Here is a 24,707-nt window from a genome sequence, read left to right as displayed (position 1 = left end):
AGGCGTAGCGATCATTCGGGTGCATCTCCGTCGCGCGTGGGGGTGATCATCGGCACCGGCGGGCGGCTCGCGTCGATCTGACGCCAGGCTGCCCGGACGGCTCCACGTCGTACGACGCCCCAGCTCCGCCCGTGGTTGGGGACGACCCCGGCTCGCCATACGCGATGGTGGGTCGGAACACTGCAGGTCATGCGCCACAATGTGGCCCATGGGGGATGACCAGCGCAGGTATGCCGCGTCGACCGGTGCCACGTCGAGCGAACGGCTCGAGGTGCTGCGCCGCGAGCTGCGACGACGCGGTCTGCCGCTCGTCCTGGAGAGCGGGGCCCGCCGACGCGGCCTGCTCGCCCGCTGCGCGCCCGCCCTGCTCTGCCTACTCGTCGTCACCGTGTCGATCGGCTATCTCGACACCCTGTTCGTCGGCGTGGGCGACGAGGACCTGTCCGCGGAGGATCCCCGCGCGATCGCGGGCAGCGTCGCCCTGATGTTCGCCGTCGCCAGCCCTCTGGTCTGGTGGATCTCGTCCCTGGTGCTGCGCCGGCTGCCGCGCGTGGTCGGCACGGCGGTGTCCCTGGCCGCCATCGTCGCCCTCGCCACCCAGCACCTGCTGCCGGCGCTGCGCCACGGCCCGGCCGTCCCGGAGCGGCTGGGCATGACCCTGCTCGTGCTGGCGGCGGCGTACTGGGGCATGGGCACCATGCTCCGCCGGGCCGCGCGCCGCGCCTGGCGGGAGCTCGACTCCCTCGGCCCCATGATCAGCCGGGTCATCCCGCTGCTGATGCTGACGATGCTGTTCTTCTTCTACAACGCCGAGATCTGGCAGGTGGCGGCGCAGCTGACCATGCAGCGCACCTGGGCCGCCGTCGCCGTGATCGCCCTGCTGAGCATCTCGCTGGCCGCCGGCAACGCCAACGACGAGCTCGGCCGGATGCTGGAGGACCACGCCAAGGACCCCGAGGCCGAGGCGCACCCCGTCCGCCGCGCCGAGCGGTTCAACGTCCTGCTCGTCAGCGTGCTGGTCACCATGATCCAGGTGACCCTCCTGGCCATCCTGGTCTTCGTGGGCTTCCTCGCCTTCGGTGCGCTGTCGATCACGGAGGGCACCGCCACGCAGTGGATCGGCAAGGCGCCCGCCCAGTTCGAGGGCTTCCTGGCCATCCTCCCCAACACGATCAACCGCCCCATGGTCCAGGTGTGCCTGGTGCTCGCGGGACTCGGCGCCCTCAGCTTCGTCGCCAGCGCGGGGGCCGACCCGGCCTACCGCACGAACTTCGTCGAGCCCGTGCTGCGCGAGATGCGCGAGGGGCTGGACGTCTGCGACGCGTACGTCGCGGCCCGGCACCAGTGCGAGTGCGCCGACCAGCTGGCAGCGGAGCAGCGGGCCGAGCGGCAGCCGTGACCCGCCCGGCCCCCGTCTACGAGCACCCGCCGACCAAGGTCAACGACGGCAGCATCCGGGGCCGGCGCCTCGTCGACCTGATCGAGAACCTCTTCTTCGCGGTCACGACCGGCCTCACCTTCGCCTTCGGCGTCGTGCTGCTGCGCGAGAGCACGACGAGCCTGGTCCACGTGTCCTACCTGGTGCTGTTCTGGGCGGCCATGGCCTACCTGGCGCTCCCCCGCCTGCACCGGATCCTCACCACGATGTACGTCCCCGACTACTTCATCGGGCGGGCCCGCACGACCGATGGGCTCCTCGGAGATCCGGTCAACCTCGCCTTCACCGGCAGCGCCGAGCAGATCCACGCGGCCATGCAGCGGGCCGGCTGGGTGCTCGCCGACCCGGTCGACCTCACCTCCAGCGCCCGGATCGTCTCGTCCTCGCTGAGCCGGCGCAGCTATCCCGAGGCGCCGGTCAGCCCGCTGCTGCTCTTCGGCGAGATCCAGGCCTTCGCCTACCAGCAGGAGGTCGAGGGCAACCCGGCCCAACGGCACCACGTGCGCTTCTGGCCCTGTCCCGAGGGGTGGCTGCTCCCCGGAGGGCACCAGGTCGACTGGCTCGCCGCCGGCACCTACGACCGCTCGGTCGGCCTGTCGCTGTTCACCCTGCAGGTGACCCACAAGATCGACCGCGACATCGACGTGGAGCGCGACTACATCGTCGACACCGTCGCCTACGCCGTTCCCGAGTCGTCCGTCACCGTGATCGAGGACTTCTCCACCGGTTACCACCACCGCAACGGCGGCGGGGACGCGGTCGCCACCGACGGTGACCTGCCCGTCGTGGACGTGTCGCACGTCACGGACCTGCCCGAGGAGCTCGTCCCCGAGCCGCTGGACGCGCTGCACGACGTGGGCCGCCGCCCGTTCTCGATCATCGCGGCCGTGGTGCTCGGCGCCATCGCGCTCGGCGTCACCGTGGGCATCAGCGTGGTCCGGCTCGCGGCCGGCGACGTGTCGGGGGTGCTGGGCGAGGGCGTCACGAGCGACCTGCGCACCACGACGACGGTGGCGCTGCTGGCCTACTACCTCGTCATCGTCGCGACGTTCGCCCTGCTGGCGTGGAAGACCTATCTCGGGCGGCGGTGGGCACGCCTGTGCCTGGTGGTGCTCCTCACCGTCACCCTCATGACCGAGTTCGCCCAGGCCTTCTCGAACCCCAACCAGACGCTCGGCAGCATGCTCAGCCTGTCGGCGGACCTGCTCACGATCTACGCCCTGACGAGCCTGTCCGCCCGCCAGTGGACCAGCCCGCGACGTCACGCCGGCGTCCGATGACGGGCGGTCGGCATACTGGGTCTCCATGGAGCTGAGGACCGACCGGCTGATGCTGCGAGACCCGACCCACGCGGACCTCCCCGACATCCACTCGTGGGCGTCGGACCCGCTGGTGTCGACCTTCGTGGCGTGGGGGCCGAGCACCGAGAAGGACACCCGCGCCTACCTGGCTGACTGCCTCGCCGAGCAGGCCGAGTCCCCGCGCCGTGCCTGGAACCTCGCGGTCGTCCTCGACGACACGGTCGTCGGGTCCGTGGGGCTGACGCGTGGTGGGTGGGACTCCGCCGAGGTGGGCTGTGTCGTGCACCCGGACCACTGGGGCCGAGGGATCGCGACCGAAGCCTTCGCGGCGCTGGTGCGGTTCGGCCTCGACGAGCTGGGGCTGCACCGGCTGACCGCCACCTGCCGGCCCGGCAACGACGCGTCCGCTCGGGTGCTCGAGCGGACCGGGTTCACCCTGGAGGGAAGGCTGCGCGACCACCTGCGGATCCGCGGCGAGTGGCAGGACTCGTTGCTCTACTCACGGCTCCCCGACGACGACACCGCCGCCTCCCCCGTCGAGAACGCCTGGCGCGAACGGGATCTCGGCGCCGGACTCGTGCTGGAGCCGTTGCACCCGCACCACGCGCCTGACTGGTCCCGGCTCGTCACGACCGACCGGGCACACCTCGGACGGTGGATCGCGTGGGTCTGGGAGGACTTCACCGTCGACCGCGCCCAGGCGGACATCGCCCGACAGCGGCGTATGCCGCGCCACCGCCCCGCCGCGCTCCCCTTCGCCGTGGTGCAGGACGGCGAGATGGTCGGCTTCACCAATCTCTTCGACATCCGGACGACGCGCTCGGACGCCGAGATCGGCTATCTCGTCGGGTCGGCCGCGTCCGGGCGGGGCATCGCCACCCGCAGCCTGGACGCGATGTGCCGGCTCGCGTTCGAGGACATCGGGCTGCGCCGCGTCACCCTGCGGACCGCCACCACCAACACCGCCTCTCGCCGGGTCGCCGAGCGAGCCGGCTTCACGCTCGAGGGGGTGCTGCGCGACGCGTGGCAGGTGCGCGGCGAGCGGCAGGACCTCGCGACCTACTCGCGCCTGGTGACGGACCACCCGACCTGAGGACCGCCGCACGTGGGCCGGCCTGTCCGACGGGTGCCTCGCCAGCCCCGCCGCACCGAAGCGCGCGGTCAGCGGTGCCCGATGGCCGCCGGCGCGGGCCCGCGGTCGAGGTAGACGACCTGCGGTGCGACGCCGGGCACCATCACGAAGGCCGGCCTGCCCGGATCCAGCGAGGTCAGCCACGCCTGGTGACCCGCAGGCGCGTAGACCTGGTCGGAGGTGATGTCCCACTCCTTGCCCTGCGGATCCACCAGCCGCACCCCGGACAACGGCCGCTGCGGTGCGACCCGGCACTCGATCAGGGCCGACGCCTCGCCGACCACCTTGCGCCGCCGCCGCAGCGCCGGTAGCTGCGAGAGCACGATCCCGGCGTTGCCGAACGCGAGGACGACCAGCGTCCAGCCGACGCCGTCGGACCGGTCCGCGCCCAGGCGATCCCAGGCCTGCAGGCCGAACGACACGGCGAGCAGGCACCAGAGGGTCACTTGCCACGTCAGCACGCGGCCCCTGCCCTGTCGGCACAACGCAGCGAGGGCCTCGTCGTGCGTCATCGTCGCCATCAAGCTCAACCCTCCGCCGGGCGCGGCCCACGGGGCAGATAGACCACCTCGTCGCTCATTCCCGGCAGCACCAGGAAGCACGGCGTGGACGGCTCGAGCGGGGTGGTCCACACCGGGCGACCGTCCCGGGCGTAGGCGTCCTTCCAGTCGACGTGCCACCTCCGACCGTCCGACCCCACGAGGACGGGCTTATCCCACCGCGTCCCGGAGCGAGCCACCCCCTTCTCGAGCCGGGTGGTGGCCGCGACCAGGGCCCGCTTGCGCCGCCACCGGGGCACGAGCACGGCAGCACCCAGCAGGGTCAGGACCCCTACCAGCACCCCGAGGCCGATGGCGAGCCCCAGCTCTCCGAGCCTGCGGGCCTGGTCGATCTGGAAGGCGGACGTGAAGATCAGATAGGGGATGAAGAAGGAGAGCGCGCGGTCCGTGTCGAGACCCTTGCGGCGCAGCACGGTGAGGGCGACGTCCCCCTGGTGCGACGGCTCGCCAGGGTGCCCGATAGGGCGGGGCGGCCGCGTCGAGCACACCGCACGCACCGGCCCCGGCAGCACGAGGACGTAGGCCGACCCGGTCTCGAGCGGGCTCCCCCACAGACGGGTCCCTTCCGGCAGCCACGCGCCGACCTCGTCGATCTCCCACAGCGAGCCGTCGGACGCCCGCACACGGTGGACCCCGGCGCTGGCCGGTCCGACGACCACCACCTCCTCGAGCCGCGTCACCGTGCGCAGCAGGGCATCCTGACGGCGCAGGCGGGGCCAGGTCAGCGCCGCCGAGCCGGCAGCCAACGAGCCCCACACCAGCGCGGACACGCACCAGGACGACCTGCCCGCCCGCCAGGCGACGACGCCGATGCCGACGAGCACCAGCGTCAGCACGACCAGCACCAGGAAGCGGGAGCGTGCCGGGCTGCGCCGCCGCAGCCGGGACACCGCGGCGAGGGCCTCGTCGTGCGTCATGGTTCGTCTGCCTCCGGGGGACGTGGTGTGGCACGGTGGTGCTCGACCTGAGCGTATGCCGACCGCGCCGACCGGTACGTGCGTTCTCCACAGGCGCGCCCGGCCCCGGCTGGTCCGGCGCCTGACGAGCTCCGACGCCCGACGCGCCTCTGCGGTGCGAGACGACGCGCGTCAGCGTGCCTCGGCCGGCACCCGCGTCGCCCCCTTCGCGACGTAGGCGACCCGGGTCTCGGCCCCCGGCACGACGAGGTAGCACGGCCGCCCCGCCTCCAGCGGGGTCACCCACACCTGCTGGCCCGTCGTCGCGTGCACCCCGGACCACGGCAGGTCCCACACGTCACCGGACGCGCCGACGAGGCGGTGGTGGGTGGTGTGCACCTCCGGAGCCACCGTCATCGTGTGCAGACCATCGGGTGCGGCCGCCAGCCGACGCCGGCGCAGCCAGTCCCTCACCTCCCGCCAGACGGCCACGGCCAGCAGCAGGACGCAGACGAGCCTCAGCCACCAGCCGACCCCCATCTGCTCGTTGCGCCACCCGTCGGCGGCCAGCAGCCCGACCACGACCGACCCGCACGTGAACAGGGCGAGGGACCAGCGGGAGCGCGCTCCCAGGGCCGAGCGGCGCAGCGGCGCCAGGGCTTCGGCGTACGAGATGGTCGTCACCCCAGCGACGCTAGCGACTCCAGCATCGCCACCGCGGCCTCGGGGTCCTCCACGGTCGGCACGTCGGGCCCCGCGGGGCGGTCGACGAGGACCACGGGCAGGCCGAGCCGGCGGGCCGCTTCGAGCTTGGCGGCGGTCGCCGTGCCTCCGCTGTCCTTGGAGACGATCACGTCGATGGCGTGCTCGCGCAGCAGCTCCAGCTCCCCCTCGACGGTGAAGGGCCCGCGGGCCAGCACGACGTGGGAGTACGCCGGCAGGACCTCCGGCGCGTCCACGGACCGCACGAGGCAGAAGGTGTCGTGCAGGAACGTGAACTCCCCCACCTCCTGGCGCCCGATCGTCAGGAACAGGCGCCGACCCAGGTACGCAGCGACGTGCGCCGCGTCCTCGAGGGTCGGCACCCGGTGCCAGTCGTCGCCGTCCTGCTCCTGCCAGCCCGGTCGCCGCAGCGCCACCAGGGGCACGCCGACCTGCGAGCAGGCCTGGGCCGCGTGCTCGCTCATCCGGGCGGCATAGGGATGGGTGGCGTCGACGACCACGTCGACGCGCTCCGCGCGGAGGTATGCCGCCAGCCCCGCGACTCCCCCGAAGCCCCCCACGCGCACGTCGACGTCAGGGACCCGCGGCGCACTGGTCACCCCCGCGAGGGAGTAGGTGACGGCATACGAGCGGGAGCGCTCGGCGAGGAGCCCGGCGAGGTGACGGGCCTCGCCGGTCCCGCCCAGGAGGAGCGTCCGCGTGGTCACGCGACCCATCGAACCACAGTGCGACAATGCCGTCATGGAGCAGGTGGGGGGCGGTCGCGAGGCCCAGCTGGAGCACACGGGGCTGCGTCCCGGCTGGACCACGGGGGCGTGCGCGACGGCGGCGACCAAGGCGGCCTACGCGGCGCTGCTGACCGGCGACTTCCCCGACCCGGTGACGATCTCGCTGCCCAGGGGGCGCACCCCCGCGTTCGCGCTGACGGCCGAGGACCGCGGCGACGGCTGGGCGCAGGCGGCCGTCACCAAGGACGCCGGCGACGACCCCGACGTGACGCACGGCGCGATCATCCGCTCGCGGGTGAGCCACGGGGACCCGGGATCAGGCGTCACCTTCCGCGGCGGACCCGGCGTCGGCCGGGTGACCCTGCCCGGGCTGCCGCTCGCGGTGGGCGAGCCCGCGATCAACCCGGTGCCGCGCACGCTGATGAGGACAGCCCTGCGCGAGGTCGCCGGCGGTGAGGCCGATCCGGACGTGGTGGTCGAGATCAGCGTCGACCAGGGCGTCGAGATGGCCCGCCACACCTGGAACCCCCGCATCGGGATCCTCGACGGGCTGTCGATCCTCGGGACGACGGGCGTGGTCGTGCCCTACTCGTGCGCGGCGTGGATCGACTCGATCCGCCGCGGCATCGATGTGTCCGAGGCGATGGGGCTGGAGCACGTCGCGGGCTGCACCGGGTCGACCTCGGAGCGGGTCGTGACCGAGCTATACGACCTGCCCACGCCGGCGCTGCTGGACATGGGCGACTTCGTGGGGGCTGTGCTGAAGTACCTCCGGCAGCATCCCCGCCCGCGCCTCACCATCTGCGGCGGGTTCGCCAAGCTCTCCAAGCTCGCGAACGGTCATCTCGACCTGCACTCGGGGCGCTCGCAGGTCGACAAGGCCCACCTGGCGTCGCTGGCCGAGGGCGCCGGTGCCCCGGCCGAGCTCGTGGCGCGGCTGCACGAGGTCAACACCGGCCTCGAGGCGCTCACCCTGTGCCAGGAGGCCGGGGTCGCCCTGGGCGACCAGGTCGCGTATGCCGCCCGCCAGGCGGCCCTCGAGGTCCTGGAGGGCGCGCCGGTCCTGGTGGACGTCGTCTGCATCGACCGCGCGGGCACGGTCGTGGGGCGCGTGGACCCGGCCTGACCCTCAGCGAGGCGTGATGGGCGGTGGCAGTGCGCAGTCGTGCCGCTCGCGCTCGGTGGAGTACAGGTGCGAGTCGCGGAACTGCGAGGCGGCCAGCACCTGACCCACGAGGATGATGGCGGTGCGGCGCAGCCCGTGGTCACGCACGGCATCCCCCAGCTCGCCCAGGGTGCCGCGCCAGACGACCTGCTCGGGGCGGCTCGCCATCGCGACCACCGCTGCGGGACAGTCGAGCCCGTAGTGCGGCGCGAGCTCCTCGACCACCTCGTCGGCCAGGTGGGTCGCCAGGTGCAGGGCGATGAGGGCGCGGGACCGGCCGAGGGTGGCGATCGTCTCGTGCTCGGGCATGGCGGAGGCGTTGCGCGACAACCGGGTCAGGATGATCGTCTGCCCCACCGTGGGGACGGTGAGCTCCCGGCCGAGCGCCGCGGCGGCGGCGGCGAAGGCCGGCACCCCCGGCACCATGACGTAGTCGATCCCCGCGGCCTCCAGGCGCCGCACCTGCTCGGCGACGGCGGAGAAGACCGACAGGTCCCCCGACTGCAGGCGCGCGACGTCCTGCCCGGCCTCGTGGGCGCGGACGAGCTCACCCATGATCTGGTCGAGGTCGAGGTGCGCCGTGTCGACGAGGCGGGCGCCCGGGCGGCACTCGGCGAGCAGCTCGTCGGGGACGAGGGCTCCGGCATAGAGCACGACGGGGCAGGACTGCAGCAGCCGCAGGCCACGGACGGTGATGAGGTCGGGGGCGCCGGGACCGGCGCCGATGAAGTGGACGGTCATGCGGGCAGCTCCTCGGGTCGTATGACGGACCACTGCGTCACCGGGCGGGCGGGGTTCCAGGACGTGAAGCCACCGACCGCGTCGGCGTGCGACACCTCGAGGCGGGTCAGGGATCCGCCATACCGGCGAAACATGCTGAGCAACACGGACTCCGAGTCGAGGGTGACCGTGTTGGCGACGAGCCGGCCGCCGGGCCGCAGGGCGTCGAGGACGGCGGGGACGAGGCCCTCCGCGGTGAGCCCGCCCCCGACGAAGACGGCGTCCGGGCGCGGCAGCCCCGCCAGCGCGCCGGGCGCCAGTCCCTCGACGACCTGCAGGCCGGGGACGCCGAGGTGGTCGGCGTTGCGGCGGATGCGCTTGATCCGGTCGCCGCGGGGCTCGACCGTGATGGCGCGGCAGGTCGGGTGGGCCCGCATCCACTCGATGCCGATGCTGCCGGACCCCCCGCCGACGTCCCACAGCAGCTCGCCTGGCGCCGGGCGCAGGGCCGCGAGGGTCGCTGCGCGCACGTGCTGCTTGGTGAGCTGCCCGTCCGTCTCGTAGAGCTCGTCGGCGAGCCCGGGGACCAGCCCGGCGAGCGAGTGGTATGACGAGAGGCACTGCACCGCAACGATGTTGAGCGCGCTGCCGGGGTCGGCGTGCCACGACCCGGCCACCCCCTCGACGACGCGCTCGTCGGGGCCGCCGAGGTCGGACAGCACCCACACGAGGCTGTCCCCGAGCCCGTGCTCGGTGAGCAGCGTCGCGACGGCCTGCGGGGTGAGGGCGTCGCGCGACAGCACCAGCACGCGGCGGCCGGGGTGGGCCACGAGGGCGAGACGCTCGAGGGGGCGGCCGACCGCCGACACGACGTCGACGTCCTCCAGGCCCCAGCCGAGCCGGGCGCAGGCCAGCGACAGCGACGACGGGGCCCCGATCACGGTGAGGCGCTCGCGACCGAGGACCTCCGCGAGGGTGCGACCGATGCCGTGGTGCATGGGATCGCCGCTCGCGAGCACCACGACGCGCACCTCGCCGCCCGTCCCCCCGAGGGCGCCCCCAGGCGCCCCGAGGCCGTCCAGCAGGGGACGCAGGCCCTCGCGCAGCGGCACGGGCAACGGGACGACCCGCGCCTCGTGGTGACCGGCGACGAGGTCGGTCTGGCGGGTGCTGCCGACGACGACGTCGGCGGACGACACGGCCGCGCGAGCGGGCTCGCCGAGCCCGGCCCAGCCGTCGGCGCCGATGCCGACCACGGTGACGGGGTTCACGATCCGATCAGCTCCTCGAGCGCGCGGGTGTCCAGGTGGTCCTCGACGGCGTCGGCGAGGCGGTCGAGCATCGCGACCCGTTGCGCCGCGAAGGACGAGGCGTCAGGGGCCGGAGCCCAGCCGGGGCGGGTGCGGGTCGCCACCTGCCGCAGGAAGGCCCGCCGGAACCCGTCGTTCTCGAAGGCCCCGTGCCAGGTCGTGCCCCACACGGCGTCACGCTGCCACCCGTCGAGGAAGGGCAGCACGTCCGCCTCGCCCCGCAGGTCCGTGCGCTCGCTCACGCCGTGGTGGATGAGATAGGCGGTGACGTCGTGCCCGCCCCAGCGTCCGGTCGGCGTGCCGAGGTGCTTCTCGCGGGCGAAGGTCACCCGCGTCGGCAGCAGCCCGAGGCCGGGCACCGTTGCGGCAGCGGGGCTCTCGACGGCATACGGGTCGTGGATCTGGTCGGCGAACATCTGGTAGCCACCGCAGATCCCGAGCACCGGACGCCCGGCCCGGGCGCGCTCGACGACGGCCCGGTCGAGCCCGCGGGAGCGGAGCCAGGCCAGGTCGCTCTGCGTGGCGCGTGACCCGGGCAGGACCGCGAGGTCGGCGGCCGCCACGACGGCAGGGTCGGCGGTCACCTCGACCTGCACGCCGGGCTCGATCGCGAGGGCGTCCACGTCCGTGGCGTTGCTGACGCGGGGGAAGCGGATCACCGCCACCCGCAAGGGTTCTGGCGAGTCGGCGGGCGAGCCGGCGCCGGTGCGGGACCCGGCGCGCGACCACCCCGAGATGGCCAGGGCGTCCTCGGAGTCCAGCCAGACGTCCTGCAGGTAGGGCACGACGCCCAGCACGGGCCGGCCCCCGGTCCGCTCCTCGAGCATGCGCAGGCCGGGCTCGAGCAGCCCGAGGTCGCCGCGGAACTTGTTGACGATCCAGCCCTTGATGCACGCCTGGTCCTCGGGGTCGAGGATCCCGAGCGTGCCGTAGAACGCGGCGAGCACGCCCCCGCGGTCGATGTCGCCGACCACGACGACGGGCAGGTCGACGGCCCGGGCCAGGCCGAGGTTGACGTAGTCGCCGGACCGCAGGTTGATCTCGGCGGGCGACCCGGCGCCCTCGGCGATGACGACGTCGTAGCGGGACGACACGTCGCGGAAGGCCTCGAACGCCGCCTCGGCCAGCGCCCGGCGCCCCGTCGCCCACTCCCCCGCCTGCAGCTCACCCCACGGCTGCCCGAGCAGGACGACGTGGCTGCGGCGGTCTGAGCCGGGCTTGAGCAGCACGGGATTCATCGCGGCCTCGGGCGTGACGCCGCACGCGAGGGCCTGCACCCACTGGGCGCGCCCGATCTCGGAGCCGTCGGGGCAGACCATCGAGTTGTTGGACATGTTCTGCGCCTTGAAGGGCGCGACGCGCACGCCCTGGCGCGCGAGCCAGCGGCAGATCCCCGCTGTGACGAGGGACTTGCCCGCGTCGGACGTCGTCCCGGCGACGAGCAGCCCCCTGGTCATGCCTGCCCGCCTGTCGTCGTCGTCGTTGTCGTCGTCGTTGTCGTCGTTGTGGTTGTCGTCGTTGTCATGGTGGTCCCGTCCCCGCCCTCGGCGAGGCGGTGCGCCGGGCCGACGGGCCCTCGGACCGGTCGTATGCCGTCCGCCACCGCTCCGACGACCGCCGCCACGGCCAGGGCCGCCGCGCCGATGGTCCGCGAGAGACGCACCGCCCGAGCCAGGTCCGCGGTGACGACCGCGCGTCCGCGACCCAGCGTGCCGCGATCCTCCACCTCGTCGTCGTAGCGGTTGACGCCCCCAAGGCGCACGCCCAGCGCCCCGGCGAAGGTCGCCTCGACGGGACCGGCGTTGGGGCTCGGGTGGTGGGGGGCGTCCTCGCGCCACGCGCGCAGGGCCTCGGCCCGGTCGCCGCCATGGCGCGGAGCCAGCGCCACGGTCAGCGCGGCGCACGCGCGGGCCGGCGCCAGGTTGACGAGGTCGTCGAGCCTGGCTGCGGCCCAGCCGAACTCGCGATACCGCCGGTTGCGGTAGCCGATCATCGCGTCGAGGGTGTTGATCGCGCGGTAGCCGAGCAGGCCCGGCACGCCCAGCAGCCCGCCCCACAGCAGCGGGGCGACGACGGCGTCGGAGGTGTTCTCGGCGAGGGACTCGGTGGCGGCCCGGGCCAGCTCGTCCGCGTCCAGTCCGTCCGGGGCGCGGGAGCACAGGTGACTCAGGCGGTCTCGCGCCCCGGGCAGGTCGTCGGCGTCGAGGAGCCGCGCCATCGCGTCGCCTTCGCGCGCGAGGCTGGTGCCGCCGAGGACGACCCAGGTGGCGACGGCGGTGGCCGTCATACGGAGCAGGGGCCGGTCGCGCAGCCCGCGCTCGACCAGCCCGCCCGCACCCGTGACCGCCCCGACGAGCAGGGCGACGTGCAGGACCCCGGCAGGCCGTCCGTCCCGATAGGTGAGGCGCTCGAGCCGGCTCGCCAGCGTCCCGAACGCCGCGACCGGATGGGCCCGGCGCGGGTCGGCGAGGGCGAGGTCGGCGGCATACCCCAGGACCAGGCCCCCCGCCCGCGGTCCGACACGCTCCAGCCACTGCACCCGCACACCCTATCCATCCGCTGAGCCTGCCCCCGCCACGACCCGAGGGGCGGGTCGGAGCGCGTCAGGGCAGGCGTCCGAGGACCACCGTCGCGGTCGCGGACCGGGCCCGGGCGACCACCACTCCGCCGGCCGCCAGCACCGCCGCCTCGGCGACGCTGGGGGCGCCCACGTGGCGACGCACGACCTCGCTGGGCGCCGCGACGGGCTGAGACGCGAGCGTCTCGTCGTCGTAGGTCTGCAGGGGCACGCCGAGGCGCCTCGCCAGCTCGACGACGGCAGGCTCGGTCCGCTTGCGGGTGGACGTCACCACGGCGACCATCGCGTAGCGGGGGTCGACCCCGTCGCCGTCGGCGGGACCGTCGACCAGCTCGTCGAACCGTCCTTCGTCGAGCCCCTCGACCAGCCCGTCGATCAGCTCGTCGACCAGCGCGACGAGCCCGTCGACGGCGGCGCCGGACCGGGTGCCCACCCCCAGGATCAGTTCACTCATGGTCGCGATCCTGCCACCGTGCCCAGGTCGTCCTCCCGACCGGACGGGCGGGTATGCCGAGAGCCCGCCCCCTGGCCGGGGACGGGCTCTCGCCCTGGTGCTGCGGTGCTTGCTGCCGTCTGTGAGGCGTGGACCTGGTCAGCCGGCGGGCGGGGCCGTGGGCACTGCCGAGGCCGAGCCCGAGCCGGACGACGACTTCCCCATCGAGCCACCCATGCCCCCGAGCTGCTCCAGCTCGGCCTTGGTGACCATGCGGGCGCCCTCGGGCTTGGTCACGTCACGGTCGAGCTCGGAGATCTGGGACACCAGGGTCAGGTGCAGGTTCTTGGCCTTGAGGTCCTGCAGCTCCTTCTTGCTCTTGGCGTCCTTGGCCTTGGTCTCGTCGAACCAGTTCAGGACCTGCATCACGTCGCCCTTGACGGCGGTGAAGCGACCGTCGGCGATCGTGGCGTCGAAGGCCAGGACCGAGCCGGCCTTGAGCTCGGTGAGGCTCTTGGTAGCGTCCTTGACCATCTGGTCGGTGAACTGCTTGGGCGCGATCCGCTTGCCGTCCTGGAACATCTGGGTCAGGAACGGCTGGATCTTGACCTGCACCTTGACCGTGTCGCCCTCGCTCGTGAACGTGCCGTTGGTGTCGAGGTTGCTCTTGACGGCGGCGGTCAGCTGCTTGGTCTGGTCGGGCGTGAGCTGGGTCGGGTTGGTGCTGGCGGCGGCGCCGCCGGACTTCGCCAGCTGCTCCACGGTGCCCTTGTCGAAGCCCACCCACTTGCCGTTGACGGCGTCCTTGATCCAGCTCGGCGCCTGCCCGAGCGCGCCCTGCACGTCGGCCATGGAGAACGCGCCGGTCTGGTCGGCGATCTTGGCCAGGTCGAGCTTGACGAAGGTGTCCTGCGCGGCGGTCCTGAGGTTGAACAGGTCCGAGTCCGTCTTCCAGGACATCGCGGTGTTGATCTTGGTCGGGTCGGTCTCGTCCTTGAGCGCTGCCCCCGTCGACTGCATGTCGACGACGATGGACGACCCGGAGATCAGCTGGGCGATCTTGGGCGAGACGCTCGGCGTGCTGGTGGAGCCCCCGCTGCCGCTGCCCATGCTCGACGCGAGCTTGATGATCGTGTCCGGGCTCGCCTCGAGCTTGGTCGTGACGCGCTGGCGCTTGCTGTCACCGGTCTTGTCGTAGGCGGAGAAGAACGCTCCCTTGGCGTCCGACCCGACCGCCGCGGCCGCCTTGGCGTCGCTGCCGGTCGTGCCTGCCCCGCAGGCGGCGAGCGTCCCGATCGCCAGCGGCGCGGCGACGAGGCCGGCGATGATCCTGCTGCGCGTGTCCATCCTGGTGTCCCCCTTGGATCCTGGTGTCGGCGGCCCTGGCGGGCCGGCCACTGACTCGAACCTACTCGCCGATCCGGGCCGGCGGAACCCGATCCGGCCAGGGTCCACCCTGTCGCGACCCTGGTCGTTGCCGGTCCACCCCTACCAACCCCCGGGGCCGGGTCAGGGTTCCCGTTGGTAGGCTGCGGGCACCGAACACCGCAGGGCGGGGAAGCCGGTGAGTCTCCGGCGCTGACCCGCAACCGTGACCTCCTGGCGCCATCCGTGGCTTGGAGCAGCCGGACCGCCCGTCCTGCGCGTCGGCTCCGTCTATCCGCCGTGGCATGCGGGTGGAGCTCGTCCCGGGCAGTTCCGAGGCGGCCCACGCCCGCCAAGGAAGGTCGCCCGTGTCCCCCACGTCCCGCTCCATCTCTCGTGCCGGCCGTGCCCGCAGGGCACGTGGGAACGTCGCCACGCCGTTCACCGCGGTGCTCGCCCTGTTCCTGGCAACGCTGCTGTCGGCGCTCGTGTCGACGGTCGCCCTCGCGGCGCCCGCGCACGCGGCGGACGCCTACCGCTTCTGGGGCTACTACCAGCTGACCAGCGGCACGTGGGGCTTCGCGACCAAGGGGCCCGACGGCACGACGCCGGCGGACGGGTCGGTCGAGGGCTACCGCTTCGCCCTGGGCGACACGAGCACCCCGCGGCTGCCGCGGGCGGTCGTGACCTTCGACCAGGCCTGCGGCTCGACCCCGGCCGTCTCCGGGAGCAAGCGCGTGGGCGTGGTCGTGGACTTCGGTCGGGCGGCGGACGCACGGGAGCAGGGCGCGACCGTGCCGGCCCCCTACGCCACCTGCGTGACGGTGCCCACGTCGGCGACCGGGGCCCAGGTCCTGGCGGCGGCCGCCAAGCCCCGCGTCGAGAAGGCCATGGTCTGCGGCATCGACGGCTACCCGGCGAGCGGCTGCAGCGACACCGTCAAGGACGTGCCCGCCGCCGCCAAGGCCGCCGACCAGCCGGTGACCATCGACGTCCGCCCGGCCTCGTCTGCAGGCTCGACCTCTGCCTCGGGCGCGGCCGCCTCCTCGTCCGCCGCCGCACCCGCGTCGTCGAGCTCGTCCTCCAGCACGACCGCGTATGTCGTCGGCGTGCTCGCCGTCCTCGCGCTCCTGGCGGCCGCGGCGTGGGCCATGGCGCGCCGGCGCCGCGCGGACGGGCGCTGACGGACCCCGTGACGTCCGGGCGAGCACGCGTGCCGCGACGGGTCCATCCCGTCGCGTGGTGGCTGTGGGCCGCCGGGCTCGCCACGGCCGCCTCCCGCACGGACAACCCGCTGCTCCTGCTCGCCGTCGTCGCGGTCGCCGTGCTCGTCGTGGCGCTGCGCGAGGACCCGCACGCCGACGCGCCCCTGACGATGTTCCTGGTGCTCGGGCTCGTCGCCATCGGCCTGCGGGTCGGCCTGTCGATCGTCCTCGGCGGCGGGGTCACCGGGCAGGTCGTGCTCGTCACCCTGCCCGAGGTCCCGCTCCCGGAGGCGGCGGGCAGCCTCCGGCTGGGCGGCCCCGTCACGCTCGAGGGCGTGCTGGCGGCCCTCTGGCAGGGGCTGCAGCTCGCCGCGATGCTGGCCGCGATCGGCGCCGCCAACGCCCTGGCCTCCCCGCGGCGCCTGCTGCGCTACGTCCCGGCCACCCTCTACGACGTCGGCACCGCCGTCGTGGTCGCGTTGTCCTTCGCCCCGCGGATGGTCGTGGACGCCCGTGCCGTCCGCACCGCCCGTCGCCTGCGCGGCCATGACGGACGCGGGCCCCGCGAGCTGGCCCGCACGATGGTGCCCGTGCTCGAGGCGGCCTTCGACCGCTCCCTGGACCTGGCGGCCTCGATGGAGGCCCGCGGCTACGGCCGCCACACCCGGGCGGGCGGCACCCCTCGCTGGTCCGGCGTCGTCACCGTCGTCGGGCTGATCGGCCTGGTCGCCGGGCTCTACGGCCTCCTCGACGGGTCGGCGGCGTCCGCCTTCGGCTGGCCGCTGCTCGTCCTCGGCGTCCTGGTCAGCGCGGGGGCCCTGCTCCTCGGCTCCCGCCTCGACACCCGGACCCGTTACCGCCGCGACCCCTGGGGATGGCCCGAGTGGGGCGTGACGCTGGCGGGCGGCATACCGGCCCTGACCCTGATCACCCTGGCGACGCGGCAGGTGCCGGGCCTCACGATGCCCACCGTCCCGCTCACCGCCCCTCCCCTCGTCGTCCCGGCGCTCGTCGCCATCACCTGCGCCGCTCTGGCCGCCGTCGCCGCGCCTCCCCTGCCGCGGACCGAGGCTCCCGCAGCCCGGCCCGGGCAGCCCGAACGCCCGCGGCAAGAGGTGGCGGCGTGATCAGCGTCGAGGGCTGGACCGTGACCTACGACGGCGCGAGCCGCCCTGCCCTGCGCGACGCCGACCTGCACGTCGACGAGGGCGAGCTGGTGCTGGTCGTCGGCGAGACCGGGTCGGGCAAGTCCACCCTGCTGCGCAGCCTCGACGGGCTGGTCCCGCACTTCAGCGGCGGCACCGTCTCCGGGCGGGTGCAGGTCGCCGGTCGGGACACCCGCACCCACCGGCCCCGCGACCTGGCCGACGTCGTCGGGATGGTCGTGCAGGACCCCGCCGCGTCGTTCGTCACCGACACGGTGGAGGACGAGCTGGCCTACGGCATGGAGGCGATCGGCCTGTCCCCCACCGCCATGCGCCGCCGCGTGGAGGAGACGCTGGACCTGCTCGGCCTCGCCGACCTGCGCCACCGGGGTCTGCGGACCCTGTCCGGCGGCCAGCAGCAGCGGGTCGCCATCGGTGCTGTGCTGGCGGCGGGCCCCCGCGTCCTCGTCCTCGACGAACCCACGTCCGCCCTCGACCCCGTCGCCGCCGAGGACGTCCTGTCGTCGGTCACCCGGCTGGTCCACGACCTCGGCATGACCGTGGTGGTCGCCGAGCACCGCCTCGAGCGCGTCGTCCACCACGCCGACGGCATCGTGCTCGTCGAGGGGTCCGCGTGCTCGGACGTGCTGGCTCCCGCGGCGGCGATGGGCCGATCTGTCGTGCACCCACCCGTCGTCGGGCTCGGACGGGCCCTGGGCTGGTCGCCGCTGCCGCTGTCGGTGCGCGACGCCCGCCGGGCCGTGCGACCGCTGCGCGACCGTCTCGAGGCCGCGGCCCGACAGACCACGCCGGCCCGACTGATCAAGGCCGGGCGACCGGCCACCGCAGCAGCACGGTCTGCGGTCGGCCACCGGACCCCCGGCGAGCCCCTCGTCGCCGTCGACGGTCTCGCGGTCGTGCGGGACGGCCGACCGGTCCTCGCCGGAGTCGACCTCGACGCGCACGCCGGTCAGGTGCTGGCCCTCATGGGCCGCAACGGCGTCGGCAAGTCCACCCTGCTCCGGGTGCTCACCGGCACCCTCCGTCCGTCCCGGGGGCGCGTCCGGGTCGACGGCCTGGACCCCGCGGGCGCTCGGGCCCGCGAGCTGGTGCGGCACGTCGGGCTGGTCCCCCAGGACGCCGGCACGCTGCTGCACGCCGACACCGTGGCGCGGGAGTGCCGCGAGGCCGACACCGACTTCGGCGCCGTGCCGGGGACCTGCCGGGCCCTGCTGTCCCGCCTGCTGGGGCCGAGCGAGCCCGCCGACCTCGACGACCGCCACCCCCGTGACCTGTCCGAGGGCCAACGACTGCTGCTGGCGCTCGCCGTGGTCCTCACCGGCGCGCCCCCCGTGGTCCTGCTCGACGAGCCGACCCGGGGGCTCGACTACACCGCCAAGGCCCGGCTCGTCGCGGTCCTGGACCAGCTGGCCGCCGAGGGCAACGCCGTCGTCCTCGCGACGCACGACGTCGAGCTCGCTGCTGACGTCGCGGACCGCGTCGTGCTGCTGGCCGAGGGCGAGGTCGTGGCCGACGGCCCCGCCGACGAGGTGCTCTCGGCCTCCACCGCGTTCGCCCCGCAGGTGGCCAAGGTCCTGCACCCGCTGTCGGTGCTCACGGTCCCGGCGGCCACGGACCTGGCGACCCGCGCGGGCGTCATACGGGGGCGCTCGTGAACCTCCGGCTGCGCCCCACCTCGGCCCTCACGCTGCTGCTCGTCAGCGTGGTGTGCGCCGCGGCCTTCCTGTGGCCGTTCGTCACGAGCTCGCCCGAGGTGCTCGCGCACGCCCATGACGCGCCCTGGGTCTTTGCGGCCCTCCTCGGCCTGCTCGCGCTCGTCTGCCTGGCCGAGGTCACCGCCGACGGCCTCGACGCCAAGACGGTCGCCGTGATGGGCGTGCTGTGCGCCGCGGGGGGTGGGTTGCGGGTCCTGTCCGCGGGGACGGCCGGGCTGGAGCCCATGTTCTTCCTGCTGGTCATGGCCGGCGCGGTGCTCGGCCCGGCCCCCGGCTTCGTGGTCGGCGCGCTCGCCCTGCTCACCGGGGGCCTGCTCACGGGCAACATCGGTCCGTGGGTGCCGTTCCAGATGATCACGGCCGGCTGGGTCGCGCTCGGTGCCGGGCTGCTCCCCACCGCCCGCCTCGGACGGTGGGGTCGGCGGAGCCTGCTCGCGGTCTACGGCCTGGTGGCGGGGCTGGGTTACGGCGTGGTCATGAACCTCTGGTTCTGGCCCTTCCTCGCCACCACCATGGCCCCCGAGGGCGCCGGCTTCGTGCCCGGCGGGGACCTCGCGACCAACGTGGCGCACTACGCCACGTTCTACGTCCTCACCTCGCTCGGCTGGGACCTGCCCCGGGGCATCCTGACCGCCGTGCTCGTGTGGTGGGCCGGGCCTGCCATCGACCGCGTGCTGCGGCGGGCGGTGCGCCGGGCGCGCTTCGACGCGTCGCCCACCTTCGTCGACAAGGACGTCCCCATCCCGCAGGAGGCAGCATGATCACCCTCGTCACCGGCGGGGTCCGGTCCGGCAAGAGCCGGTATGCCGAGAGCCTCGTCCCCGCCTCGCGGCCCGTCGCCTACGTGGCGCCCGGCCTCGTGCCCGTCGACGGCGACGCTGAGTGGGCCCGCCGGGTCGCCGCGCACCGCGAGCACCGCCCTGCCTGCTGGACCACGGTCGAGTCGGCCGACCTCGCCGCAGTGGTGGCCGGGGCGAGCACCCCGCTGCTGATCGACTGCCTCGGCACCTGGGTGACCCGGCTCGTCGACGACGCGCAGGCGTGGGACGACCCGGTGGCGGCCGCCGAGGCCGTCGGTCTGGCGCGTGAGTCGCTCGTCGGTGCTCTTGCCAGAGCCCGCGCCGACGCCCGCGTCGAAGCCCGCGCCGACGCCCGCGCCGGGGTCGACGTCGTCCTCGTCACCAACGAGGTCGGGTGGGGCGTCGTGCCCGAGCACGCCTCGGGCCGGATGTTCCGCGACGAGCTGGGGCGGGTCAATGCCGCTGTGTCCGCGATCGCGGACCGGGTGGTGCTTGTGGTGGCCGGGCGCGTGCTCGACCTGTCGGCGGCGCCGGTGGTCCCGTGAGCGGGGCGACCGGCGGCACGGGGGCTCCCGCGAGCGGGACGTGGACGGACGGGGTGCGCCTGGCCTGGGGGATGCTCTCCGCGGTGCCCGTGCCCCCACCACGCCGCGTGGACCGCCCCGTGGCCGGCGTCGCCATGCTCGTCGCGCCGCTCGCCACGCTCCCCCTGCTCGCGTCGTGGGTCGGGTGGGCGCTCGTGGCGCGCTGGGCGGACGCCCCGAGCATCGTCACCGGGGGCGTCGCCGTGGCGCTGCTCGTGCTCCTCACCAGGGCCATGCACCAGGACGGGCTGGCGGACTACGCGGACGGGCTGTCGTCGAGCTATGACCGCGAGCGCGCCCTGGCGGTCATGAAGACCGGCGACGTCGGCCCGTCCGGTGCCACCGCCATCGCGCTCTGCCTGCTCCTGCAGGCCGCGAGCCTCGGAGCGCTCGCCGCGACCTGGCACGGCATCGCGCTCGGCGCCGTCGCCCTGGTCGTCAGTCGGCACGTCCTTGCGTGGGGGTGCCTGCGCGGGGTGCCGAGCGCGCGCCCGGGCGGCCTCGGCGACATGGTGGCCGGCAGCGTCGCACGGTGGCAGGCCGGGGCGGCGCTGGCGGTCCTGTCGGCGCTGGCCGTCCTGGCGTCCTGGACCTCGGGTCCCGCCTCGGCCTGGTGGCACGGACCTTCTTGCGTCGCAGCGGGACTCGTGGGCTGCTGGCTCGTGGTGGAGCGGGCCGTGCGCCGCCTCGGCGGCATCACGGGCGACGTCCTCGGCGCCGCGATCGAGGTGTCGCTCACCCTCGCGCTGGTGCTGGCCGCCATCCTGGTCTGAGACCGGTGGAGGATCGCGCCAGGTCAGGCCCGTGGAGGTAAGGCCGCCATATGTCAGGCCGTCGCGTGTCAGGCCGGCGATGGTCAGCCCGGCGGTGGTCAGCCCGGTGCGGCCGATCCCTCGCGCGCCTCGATCTCGGGCTCCTGCTCGGCGTGCGCCAGGACGGCGACGGCAGCCCCCGCCAGCACCGTGGCAGCACCCAGCCACTGCCAGCCGGTCATCGCCGCTCCCAGCAGGACCGCCGAGCCCACGACCGAGATGATCGGCTCGACCGTCGACACGATGGACGCCTGGGTCGCGCCCACCGCCGCCACCCCCGCGAAGAAGGTCGCGATCGCGAGCGCCCCGCCGACGAGGCCCACCCCGGCCACCGCCCAGGGGGACCGCATGGCCAACGCCGGGGCGAAGGTGCCCGTGGCAGCGGTCGCGACGACGATGAACCCGGTCGCGAGGGTGCACACCCAGGCGCTCGCCAGCAGCGGGGGGACGGTCGCGCCGAGGTGGTCGGTGAGCAGCACGTAGGCCGTGTAGCACAGCGCCGTCGCCACCCCTGCCAGCACGCCGGAGAGGCTGCCCGCGCCGGTCACCCGGCCGAGGGCGAGCCCGATCCCGGCGAAGGACAGCACGAGCGACAGGACCACGCCGCGCGACGGCACGACGCGTGCCGCCAGGGCCGTGACCAGCGCCACCAGGCAGGGGTAGAGGTAGAGGAGCAGTGCCGCCAGCCCCGCCGAGATCTGCTGCACCGCATAGAAGTAGGTCGCGGCCTGCAGGACGTACGCGAACCCCGCCACGCCCAGGCCCGCCAGCGCGCGACGTGGGAGCGGCCGCACCAGCCCCCGGCCCACGCACAGCCCCCACAGCACGAGCGCGGCCACCGCGAAGCGGTAGAAGAGCACCGTGGGGACGTCGACGCCCGCGCGATAGGCCGCCGTCGCGAGCAACGGGTTGATCCCGAAGCCGACGGCGGAGGTCAGGACGAGCAGGTATCCGCGCAGCACGCCGCTCACGCTAGCGACCCACGGTGCGTGTCCGGCGATCCGTCCGGCCGACGCTCCTGGCGGCGACGTGCGACGAGGGCCTCTCGCCATACGGCAAGAGGCCCTCGCAGGTGACGTATGGCGATCAGCTCGCGGCGCCGCCCTGGACGAACGGCGGCTTGGTGACGGTGGCCGCCACCTCGCGGCCGCGCACGTCGACGACGACCTCGTCGCCCTCCTTGGCGCCCCGGTCGAGCAGGCACAGCGCGATGCCCTGCTTGAGGGTCGGCGACATCGTGCCGGAGGTGACCACACCGATCACTGCGTCGTCCTCGCCGCCCGCACTTCTGATCACGCAGTCCTTGCGCGGGATCCCCTTGCCGGTGACCAGCAGCCCCCAGGACAACCGGCAGTCCTTGGCGGCCTTCTGCTCCGCGAGGACCTCCTTGCCCCAGAACGACTCCTTGCCCCAGCCGACCGCCCAGCCGGCCCGCGCCATGTTGGGGGTGATGTCCATGGACAGCTCGTGGCCGTGCAGGGCGTACCCCATCTCGGTGCGCAGGGTGTCGCGGGCACCCAGCCCGCACGGCAGACCGTCGAAGGGCTCCATGGCCTCGACGAGGGCGTCCCAGACGGCAGGGGTGTTGTCCCACGTCGGGAGCAGCTCGTAGCCCTTCTCGCCGGTGTAGCCGGTGCGGCACACGATCACCGGACGACCGTTCCACTGCGCCTCGGCGAAGGACATGTACTCCAGGTCGGTCGGCAGGCCGAGCGCTTTGACCACGTCCTCGGACCGGGGTCCCTGGACGGCGATGACGCCGTACTCCTCGTGCAGGTTGGTCAGCTCGAGACCCTCGGGGAGCTTCTCCCGCATGCGGCGCACGACCTCGGTCGTGTTGGCGGCGTTGGGGATGAGAAAGACCTCGTCGTCGCTCTTGACGTACTGGATGAGGTCGTCGACGACCCCGCCGCTCTCCTCGTCGCAGCACATCGTGTACTGCGCCTTGGGCGGCTCGACCTTGCGCAGGTCGTTGGTGAAGCAGGCGTTGCAGAAGTCGGCGGCGCCCGTGCCGACGACCCTGGCCTTGCCGAGGTGCGAGACGTCGAAGATCCCGACGCGCTCCCGGACCGCGGTGTGCTCGCGGATCACGCCGCCACCGGGGTACTCGATGGGCATCTGCCACCCGCCGAAGTCGGCCATCTTGGCGCCGAGCGCGACGTGCTTCTCGTGGAGGGGGGACTTCTTCAGTGAAGTTTCCGTCATGGGGCCGACACTACAAGGGGCGGTGGGCGTCCACCGCGCCGGGAGGCTAGGTTGTCGGGAAGGCCTCCCCGGGCCGGTCCTGTCCTGTCCTTCCCTGCCATCCGCACCACCGACCCCGCACGTCTCGTGCACCGTCCATCCCCCACAGGAGCTGTCGTGACCTCGCTCACCGTCACCGCGCGCTCCGCCGCAGACCTCGCCGTCGACGTCCTCGTCCTCGGTGCCTTCAGCGGCGACGCGTCACCCGTCCTCCCGTCCGGCCTCTCCGAGGCTGCGACGTCCTACCTCGCGGGCGCCCTGCCCACGCTCGGGTTCACCGGCGCCCCCGACTCGACGGTCGTCCTGCCCGCCGTGCCCGGGGTCAAGGCCCCGCGCGTCGTGGTCGCCGGTCTCGGCGCCGAGCCAGCCAAGAAGAAGCTCGTCGACGAGGCCGCCCTGCGCCGCGCCGCCGCCACCGCCACCCGCGCCGTCAAGGACGCCGGCACCGTCGCCGTCGCCTTCCCGGGCAGCTCGGCGACGGCCGTGGGCGCCGTGGCCGAAGGAGCCGCCCTGGGCGCCTACCGCTTCACGGCGCAGCGCGGCACCTCGAGCGCACCGACCGTCATCGAGACCATCACCGTCGTGGCCGACCGCGGACGCGACTCCGCCGTCAAGGCCGCCGTCAAGCGGGCCGCGGCGGTCGCCGAGGCCGTCGGCTACGCCCGTGACCTGGTCAACACGGCCCCCAACCTCCTCTACCCGCAGACCTTCGTCGACAGCGTCCGCGAGCGCACCACCGGGTCCAAGGTCAAGATCAAGGTGCTCGACGAGAAGGCCCTGGCCAAGGGCGGGTTCGGCGGCATCGTCGGGGTGGGCCAGGGCTCGGCGCACGCGCCGCGGCTCGTGTCCCTGTCCTACAAGCCGGCCAAGGCCAAGCACCACCTGGCGCTGGTCGGCAAGGGCATGACCTTCGACTCCGGTGGCCTGGACATCAAGCCCGCCAACAACATGGCCAACATGAAGTCCGACATGGCCGGTGCCGCCGCGGTCGCCGGCGCGGTCCTCGCGATCGCCGAGCTGGGTCTGCCGATCCAGGTCACCGGGTGGCTCGGGCTGGCCGAGAACATGCCCTCGGGCACCGCGCAGCGCGCCTCGGACGTCGTGACCATGCGCAACGGCATGACCGTCGAGATCCTCAACACCGACGCCGAGGGGCGCATGGTGCTCGGCGACGCCATGTGCGCCGCCGGCGAGGAGGGCCCCGACACGATCGTCGACATCGCGACCCTCACCGGCGCCCAGGTCGTGGCCCTCGGGCACGAGGTGGCCGCCGTCATGGGCAACGACGACGACTTCCGCACCCGCGTGTGCAGCGCCGGCGACGACATGGGTGAGGACCTGTGGCCGATGCCCCTGCCCCCGGCATACCGCAAGGCCCTGGACACCGAGGTCGCGGACATCGCGCACAAGGCGGGCCCGGCCGGCGGCATGCTCACCGCCGGACTGTTCCTCAAGGAGTTCGTCCCCGAGGTCGGCGGTGACCGCATCCCGTGGGCCCACGTGGACATCGCCGGACCGTCCTTCAACGAGCAGGCTCCTCGGGGCGTCGCCCCCAAGGGCGGCACGGGCTTCGGGGTCGCCACCCTGGTCCGTCTCGCCGAGGTGCTGAGCGCCGACTGACGCCCACGCGCCCCGTCACCCGGATGGACGGCGCCCGGTCACGCTGGTGACGGGCGCCGTCCCTCTGCGCGATAGTGCTCGGCAGGACGGATGCCGACCTGCTGCGACGCGGTGCCAAGGGGCGCCGGGCTGCGGTGAGATGCGTCTGTGCCCCACCGCTCCGACCAGCCACGACGCGCCTCGCAGCCGCGCCCTGCAGGTCGGCTGCGCGC

The 24,707-nt window shown here is 74.0% G+C and carries 23 protein-coding genes; 11 read left to right on the top strand and 12 right to left on the bottom strand.

The window, feature by feature from the left end; genetic code table 11:
* Positions 1-208: 208 nt before the first annotated feature.
* Genes K313_RS0100285 through K313_RS21865 form a run of 3 tightly spaced genes read left to right on the top strand, consistent with a single transcriptional unit; the run spans position 209 to position 3,832 of the window.
* Positions 209-1,399: a hypothetical protein gene (locus K313_RS0100285; protein ID WP_029209951.1), complete on the top strand. Its 1,191-nt coding sequence runs from the start codon at positions 209-211 to the stop codon at positions 1,397-1,399.
* Positions 1,396-2,718 (top strand): LssY C-terminal domain-containing protein, encoded by a 1,323-nt coding sequence (locus tag K313_RS0100280; protein ID WP_029209950.1) that lies wholly within the window; start codon positions 1,396-1,398, stop codon positions 2,716-2,718. The genes K313_RS0100285 and K313_RS0100280 overlap by 4 nt, the downstream gene beginning before the upstream one ends.
* 25 nt (positions 2,719-2,743) lie before the next feature.
* A complete protein-coding gene (locus K313_RS21865; protein WP_029209949.1) occupies positions 2,744-3,832 on the top strand; it encodes a GNAT family N-acetyltransferase in 1,089 nt (362 codons plus the stop codon).
* Positions 3,833-3,900: 68 nt separating this feature from the next.
* Here the strand turns inward: K313_RS21865 and K313_RS0100270 are convergent, their stop codons facing one another.
* The 4 genes from K313_RS0100270 to K313_RS0100255 all read right to left on the bottom strand — a co-directional run bounded on the left by K313_RS0100270 (position 3,901) and on the right by K313_RS0100255 (position 6,766).
* The gene (locus K313_RS0100270; RefSeq protein WP_029209948.1) at positions 3,901-4,317 is read right to left on the bottom strand and encodes a hypothetical protein; all 417 of its coding nucleotides are present in this window, start codon (positions 4,315-4,317) and stop codon (positions 3,901-3,903) included.
* An 80-nt stretch (positions 4,318-4,397) separates the two neighbouring features.
* Positions 4,398-5,348 carry a hypothetical protein gene (locus K313_RS0100265; RefSeq protein WP_029209947.1) on the bottom strand — a complete coding sequence of 317 codons (951 nt, stop codon included), beginning with the start codon at positions 5,346-5,348 and terminating at the stop codon, positions 4,398-4,400.
* Between the two features lie 171 nt (positions 5,349-5,519).
* A complete protein-coding gene (locus tag K313_RS0100260) occupies positions 5,520-6,011 on the bottom strand; it encodes a hypothetical protein (protein WP_029209946.1) in 492 nt (163 codons plus the stop codon).
* Positions 6,008-6,766: a cobalt-precorrin-6A reductase gene (locus tag K313_RS0100255; protein ID WP_034250866.1), complete on the bottom strand. Its 759-nt coding sequence runs from the start codon at positions 6,764-6,766 to the stop codon at positions 6,008-6,010. The genes K313_RS0100260 and K313_RS0100255 overlap by 4 nt, the downstream gene beginning before the upstream one ends.
* A 25-nt stretch (positions 6,767-6,791) precedes the next feature.
* Here K313_RS0100255 and K313_RS0100250 point away from each other — a divergent pair, with 25 nt between their 5' ends.
* Positions 6,792-7,904 (top strand): cobalt-precorrin-5B (C(1))-methyltransferase, encoded by a 1,113-nt coding sequence (locus K313_RS0100250; RefSeq protein WP_029209944.1) that lies wholly within the window; start codon positions 6,792-6,794, stop codon positions 7,902-7,904.
* A 3-nt stretch (positions 7,905-7,907) separates the two neighbouring features.
* Here the strand turns inward: K313_RS0100250 and cobM are convergent, their stop codons facing one another.
* From cobM to K313_RS0100220, 6 genes are all read right to left on the bottom strand, one after another.
* Positions 7,908-8,684 carry a precorrin-4 C(11)-methyltransferase gene (gene cobM / locus K313_RS0100245; RefSeq protein ID WP_019286986.1) on the bottom strand — a complete coding sequence of 259 codons (777 nt, stop codon included), beginning with the start codon at positions 8,682-8,684 and terminating at the stop codon, positions 7,908-7,910.
* Positions 8,681-9,934, bottom strand: coding sequence for a bifunctional cobalt-precorrin-7 (C(5))-methyltransferase/cobalt-precorrin-6B (C(15))-methyltransferase (locus K313_RS0100240; protein WP_029209943.1), 1,254 nt, complete (start codon positions 9,932-9,934; stop codon positions 8,681-8,683). The genes cobM and K313_RS0100240 overlap by 4 nt, the downstream gene beginning before the upstream one ends.
* On the bottom strand, positions 9,931-11,430 hold the full coding sequence (locus K313_RS0100235; protein WP_029209942.1) for a cobyric acid synthase: 1,500 nt from the start codon (positions 11,428-11,430) through the stop codon (positions 9,931-9,933). The genes K313_RS0100240 and K313_RS0100235 overlap by 4 nt, the downstream gene beginning before the upstream one ends.
* On the bottom strand, positions 11,427-12,512 hold the full coding sequence (locus K313_RS0100230; RefSeq protein WP_240483905.1) for a cobalamin biosynthesis protein: 1,086 nt from the start codon (positions 12,510-12,512) through the stop codon (positions 11,427-11,429). Before K313_RS0100230 ends, K313_RS0100235 begins: the two co-directional genes overlap by 4 nt.
* A gap of 64 nt (positions 12,513-12,576) precedes the next feature.
* A complete protein-coding gene (locus K313_RS19455) occupies positions 12,577-13,005 on the bottom strand; it encodes a cobalamin biosynthesis protein (RefSeq protein ID WP_084412276.1) in 429 nt (142 codons plus the stop codon).
* Positions 13,006-13,143: 138 nt separating this feature from the next.
* Positions 13,144-14,331 carry a hypothetical protein gene (locus K313_RS0100220; RefSeq protein WP_029209939.1) on the bottom strand — a complete coding sequence of 396 codons (1,188 nt, stop codon included), beginning with the start codon at positions 14,329-14,331 and terminating at the stop codon, positions 13,144-13,146.
* Between the two features lie 386 nt (positions 14,332-14,717).
* Here K313_RS0100220 and K313_RS19450 point away from each other — a divergent pair, with 386 nt between their 5' ends.
* Genes K313_RS19450 through K313_RS0100190 form a run of 6 tightly spaced genes read left to right on the top strand, consistent with a single transcriptional unit; the run spans position 14,718 to position 20,592 of the window.
* Positions 14,718-15,533 (top strand): SCO2322 family protein, encoded by an 816-nt coding sequence (locus K313_RS19450; protein ID WP_240483904.1) that lies wholly within the window; start codon positions 14,718-14,720, stop codon positions 15,531-15,533.
* A gap of 29 nt (positions 15,534-15,562) precedes the next feature.
* The gene (locus K313_RS19445) at positions 15,563-16,681 is read left to right on the top strand and encodes an energy-coupling factor transporter transmembrane component T (protein WP_240483903.1); all 1,119 of its coding nucleotides are present in this window, start codon (positions 15,563-15,565) and stop codon (positions 16,679-16,681) included.
* Positions 16,678-18,375 (top strand): ABC transporter ATP-binding protein, encoded by a 1,698-nt coding sequence (locus tag K313_RS0100205; protein WP_029209938.1) that lies wholly within the window; start codon positions 16,678-16,680, stop codon positions 18,373-18,375. The genes K313_RS19445 and K313_RS0100205 overlap by 4 nt, the downstream gene beginning before the upstream one ends.
* Positions 18,372-19,196 carry an ECF transporter S component gene (locus K313_RS0100200; RefSeq protein WP_029209937.1) on the top strand — a complete coding sequence of 275 codons (825 nt, stop codon included), beginning with the start codon at positions 18,372-18,374 and terminating at the stop codon, positions 19,194-19,196. The genes K313_RS0100205 and K313_RS0100200 overlap by 4 nt, the downstream gene beginning before the upstream one ends.
* The gene (locus K313_RS0100195) at positions 19,193-19,780 is read left to right on the top strand and encodes a bifunctional adenosylcobinamide kinase/adenosylcobinamide-phosphate guanylyltransferase (RefSeq protein ID WP_029209936.1); all 588 of its coding nucleotides are present in this window, start codon (positions 19,193-19,195) and stop codon (positions 19,778-19,780) included. Before K313_RS0100200 ends, K313_RS0100195 begins: the two co-directional genes overlap by 4 nt.
* Complete coding sequence (locus K313_RS0100190; RefSeq protein ID WP_240483902.1) at positions 19,777-20,592, top strand: adenosylcobinamide-GDP ribazoletransferase; 816 nt, start codon at positions 19,777-19,779, stop codon at positions 20,590-20,592. The genes K313_RS0100195 and K313_RS0100190 overlap by 4 nt, the downstream gene beginning before the upstream one ends.
* A gap of 98 nt (positions 20,593-20,690) precedes the next feature.
* On the opposite strand, the gene K313_RS0100185 is transcribed toward K313_RS0100190, so the two are convergent.
* Positions 20,691-21,593 (bottom strand): DMT family transporter, encoded by a 903-nt coding sequence (locus tag K313_RS0100185; protein WP_029209934.1) that lies wholly within the window; start codon positions 21,591-21,593, stop codon positions 20,691-20,693.
* Positions 21,594-21,717: 124 nt separating this feature from the next.
* Positions 21,718-22,836, bottom strand: a complete 1,119-nt coding sequence (gcvT, locus tag K313_RS0100180; RefSeq protein WP_019284720.1) for a glycine cleavage system aminomethyltransferase GcvT — start codon at positions 22,834-22,836, stop codon at positions 21,718-21,720.
* Positions 22,837-22,992: 156 nt separating this feature from the next.
* Here gcvT and K313_RS0100175 point away from each other — a divergent pair, with 156 nt between their 5' ends.
* Complete coding sequence (locus tag K313_RS0100175) at positions 22,993-24,495, top strand: leucyl aminopeptidase (RefSeq protein ID WP_029209933.1); 1,503 nt, start codon at positions 22,993-22,995, stop codon at positions 24,493-24,495.
* Positions 24,496-24,707: the final 212 nt, after the last annotated feature.

The organism is Arsenicicoccus bolidensis DSM 15745, assembly GCF_000426385.1.
In the GTDB taxonomy this organism is placed as follows: Bacteria; Actinomycetota; Actinomycetes; order Actinomycetales; family Dermatophilaceae; genus Arsenicicoccus; species Arsenicicoccus bolidensis.
This window is presented reverse-complemented; position numbering and strand designations above follow the sequence as displayed.

What these genes read in the sequence shown, in the direction of transcription:
- K313_RS0100265 (WP_029209947.1), bottom strand. Translation starts at nt 5,348, where the DNA reads ATGACGCACGACGAGGCCCTCGCCGCGGTGTCCCGGCTGCGGCGGCGC.
- cobM (WP_019286986.1), bottom strand. Translation starts at nt 8,684, where the DNA reads ATGACCGTCCACTTCATCGGCGCCGGTCCCGGCGCCCCCGACCTCATC.
- K313_RS0100255 (WP_034250866.1), bottom strand. Translation starts at nt 6,766, where the DNA reads ATGGGTCGCGTGACCACGCGGACGCTCCTCCTGGGCGGGACCGGCGAG.
- gcvT (WP_019284720.1), bottom strand. Translation starts at nt 22,836, where the DNA reads ATGACGGAAACTTCACTGAAGAAGTCCCCCCTCCACGAGAAGCACGTC.
- K313_RS0100195 (WP_029209936.1), top strand. Translation starts at nt 19,193, where the DNA reads ATGATCACCCTCGTCACCGGCGGGGTCCGGTCCGGCAAGAGCCGGTAT.
- K313_RS19455 (WP_084412276.1), bottom strand. Translation starts at nt 13,005, where the DNA reads ATGAGTGAACTGATCCTGGGGGTGGGCACCCGGTCCGGCGCCGCCGTC.
- K313_RS0100220 (WP_029209939.1), bottom strand. Translation starts at nt 14,331, where the DNA reads ATGGACACGCGCAGCAGGATCATCGCCGGCCTCGTCGCCGCGCCGCTG.
- K313_RS0100250 (WP_029209944.1), top strand. Translation starts at nt 6,792, where the DNA reads ATGGAGCAGGTGGGGGGCGGTCGCGAGGCCCAGCTGGAGCACACGGGG.
- K313_RS0100285 (WP_029209951.1), top strand. Translation starts at nt 209, where the DNA reads ATGGGGGATGACCAGCGCAGGTATGCCGCGTCGACCGGTGCCACGTCG.
- K313_RS0100235 (WP_029209942.1), bottom strand. Translation starts at nt 11,430, where the DNA reads ATGACCAGGGGGCTGCTCGTCGCCGGGACGACGTCCGACGCGGGCAAG.
- K313_RS21865 (WP_029209949.1), top strand. Translation starts at nt 2,744, where the DNA reads ATGGAGCTGAGGACCGACCGGCTGATGCTGCGAGACCCGACCCACGCG.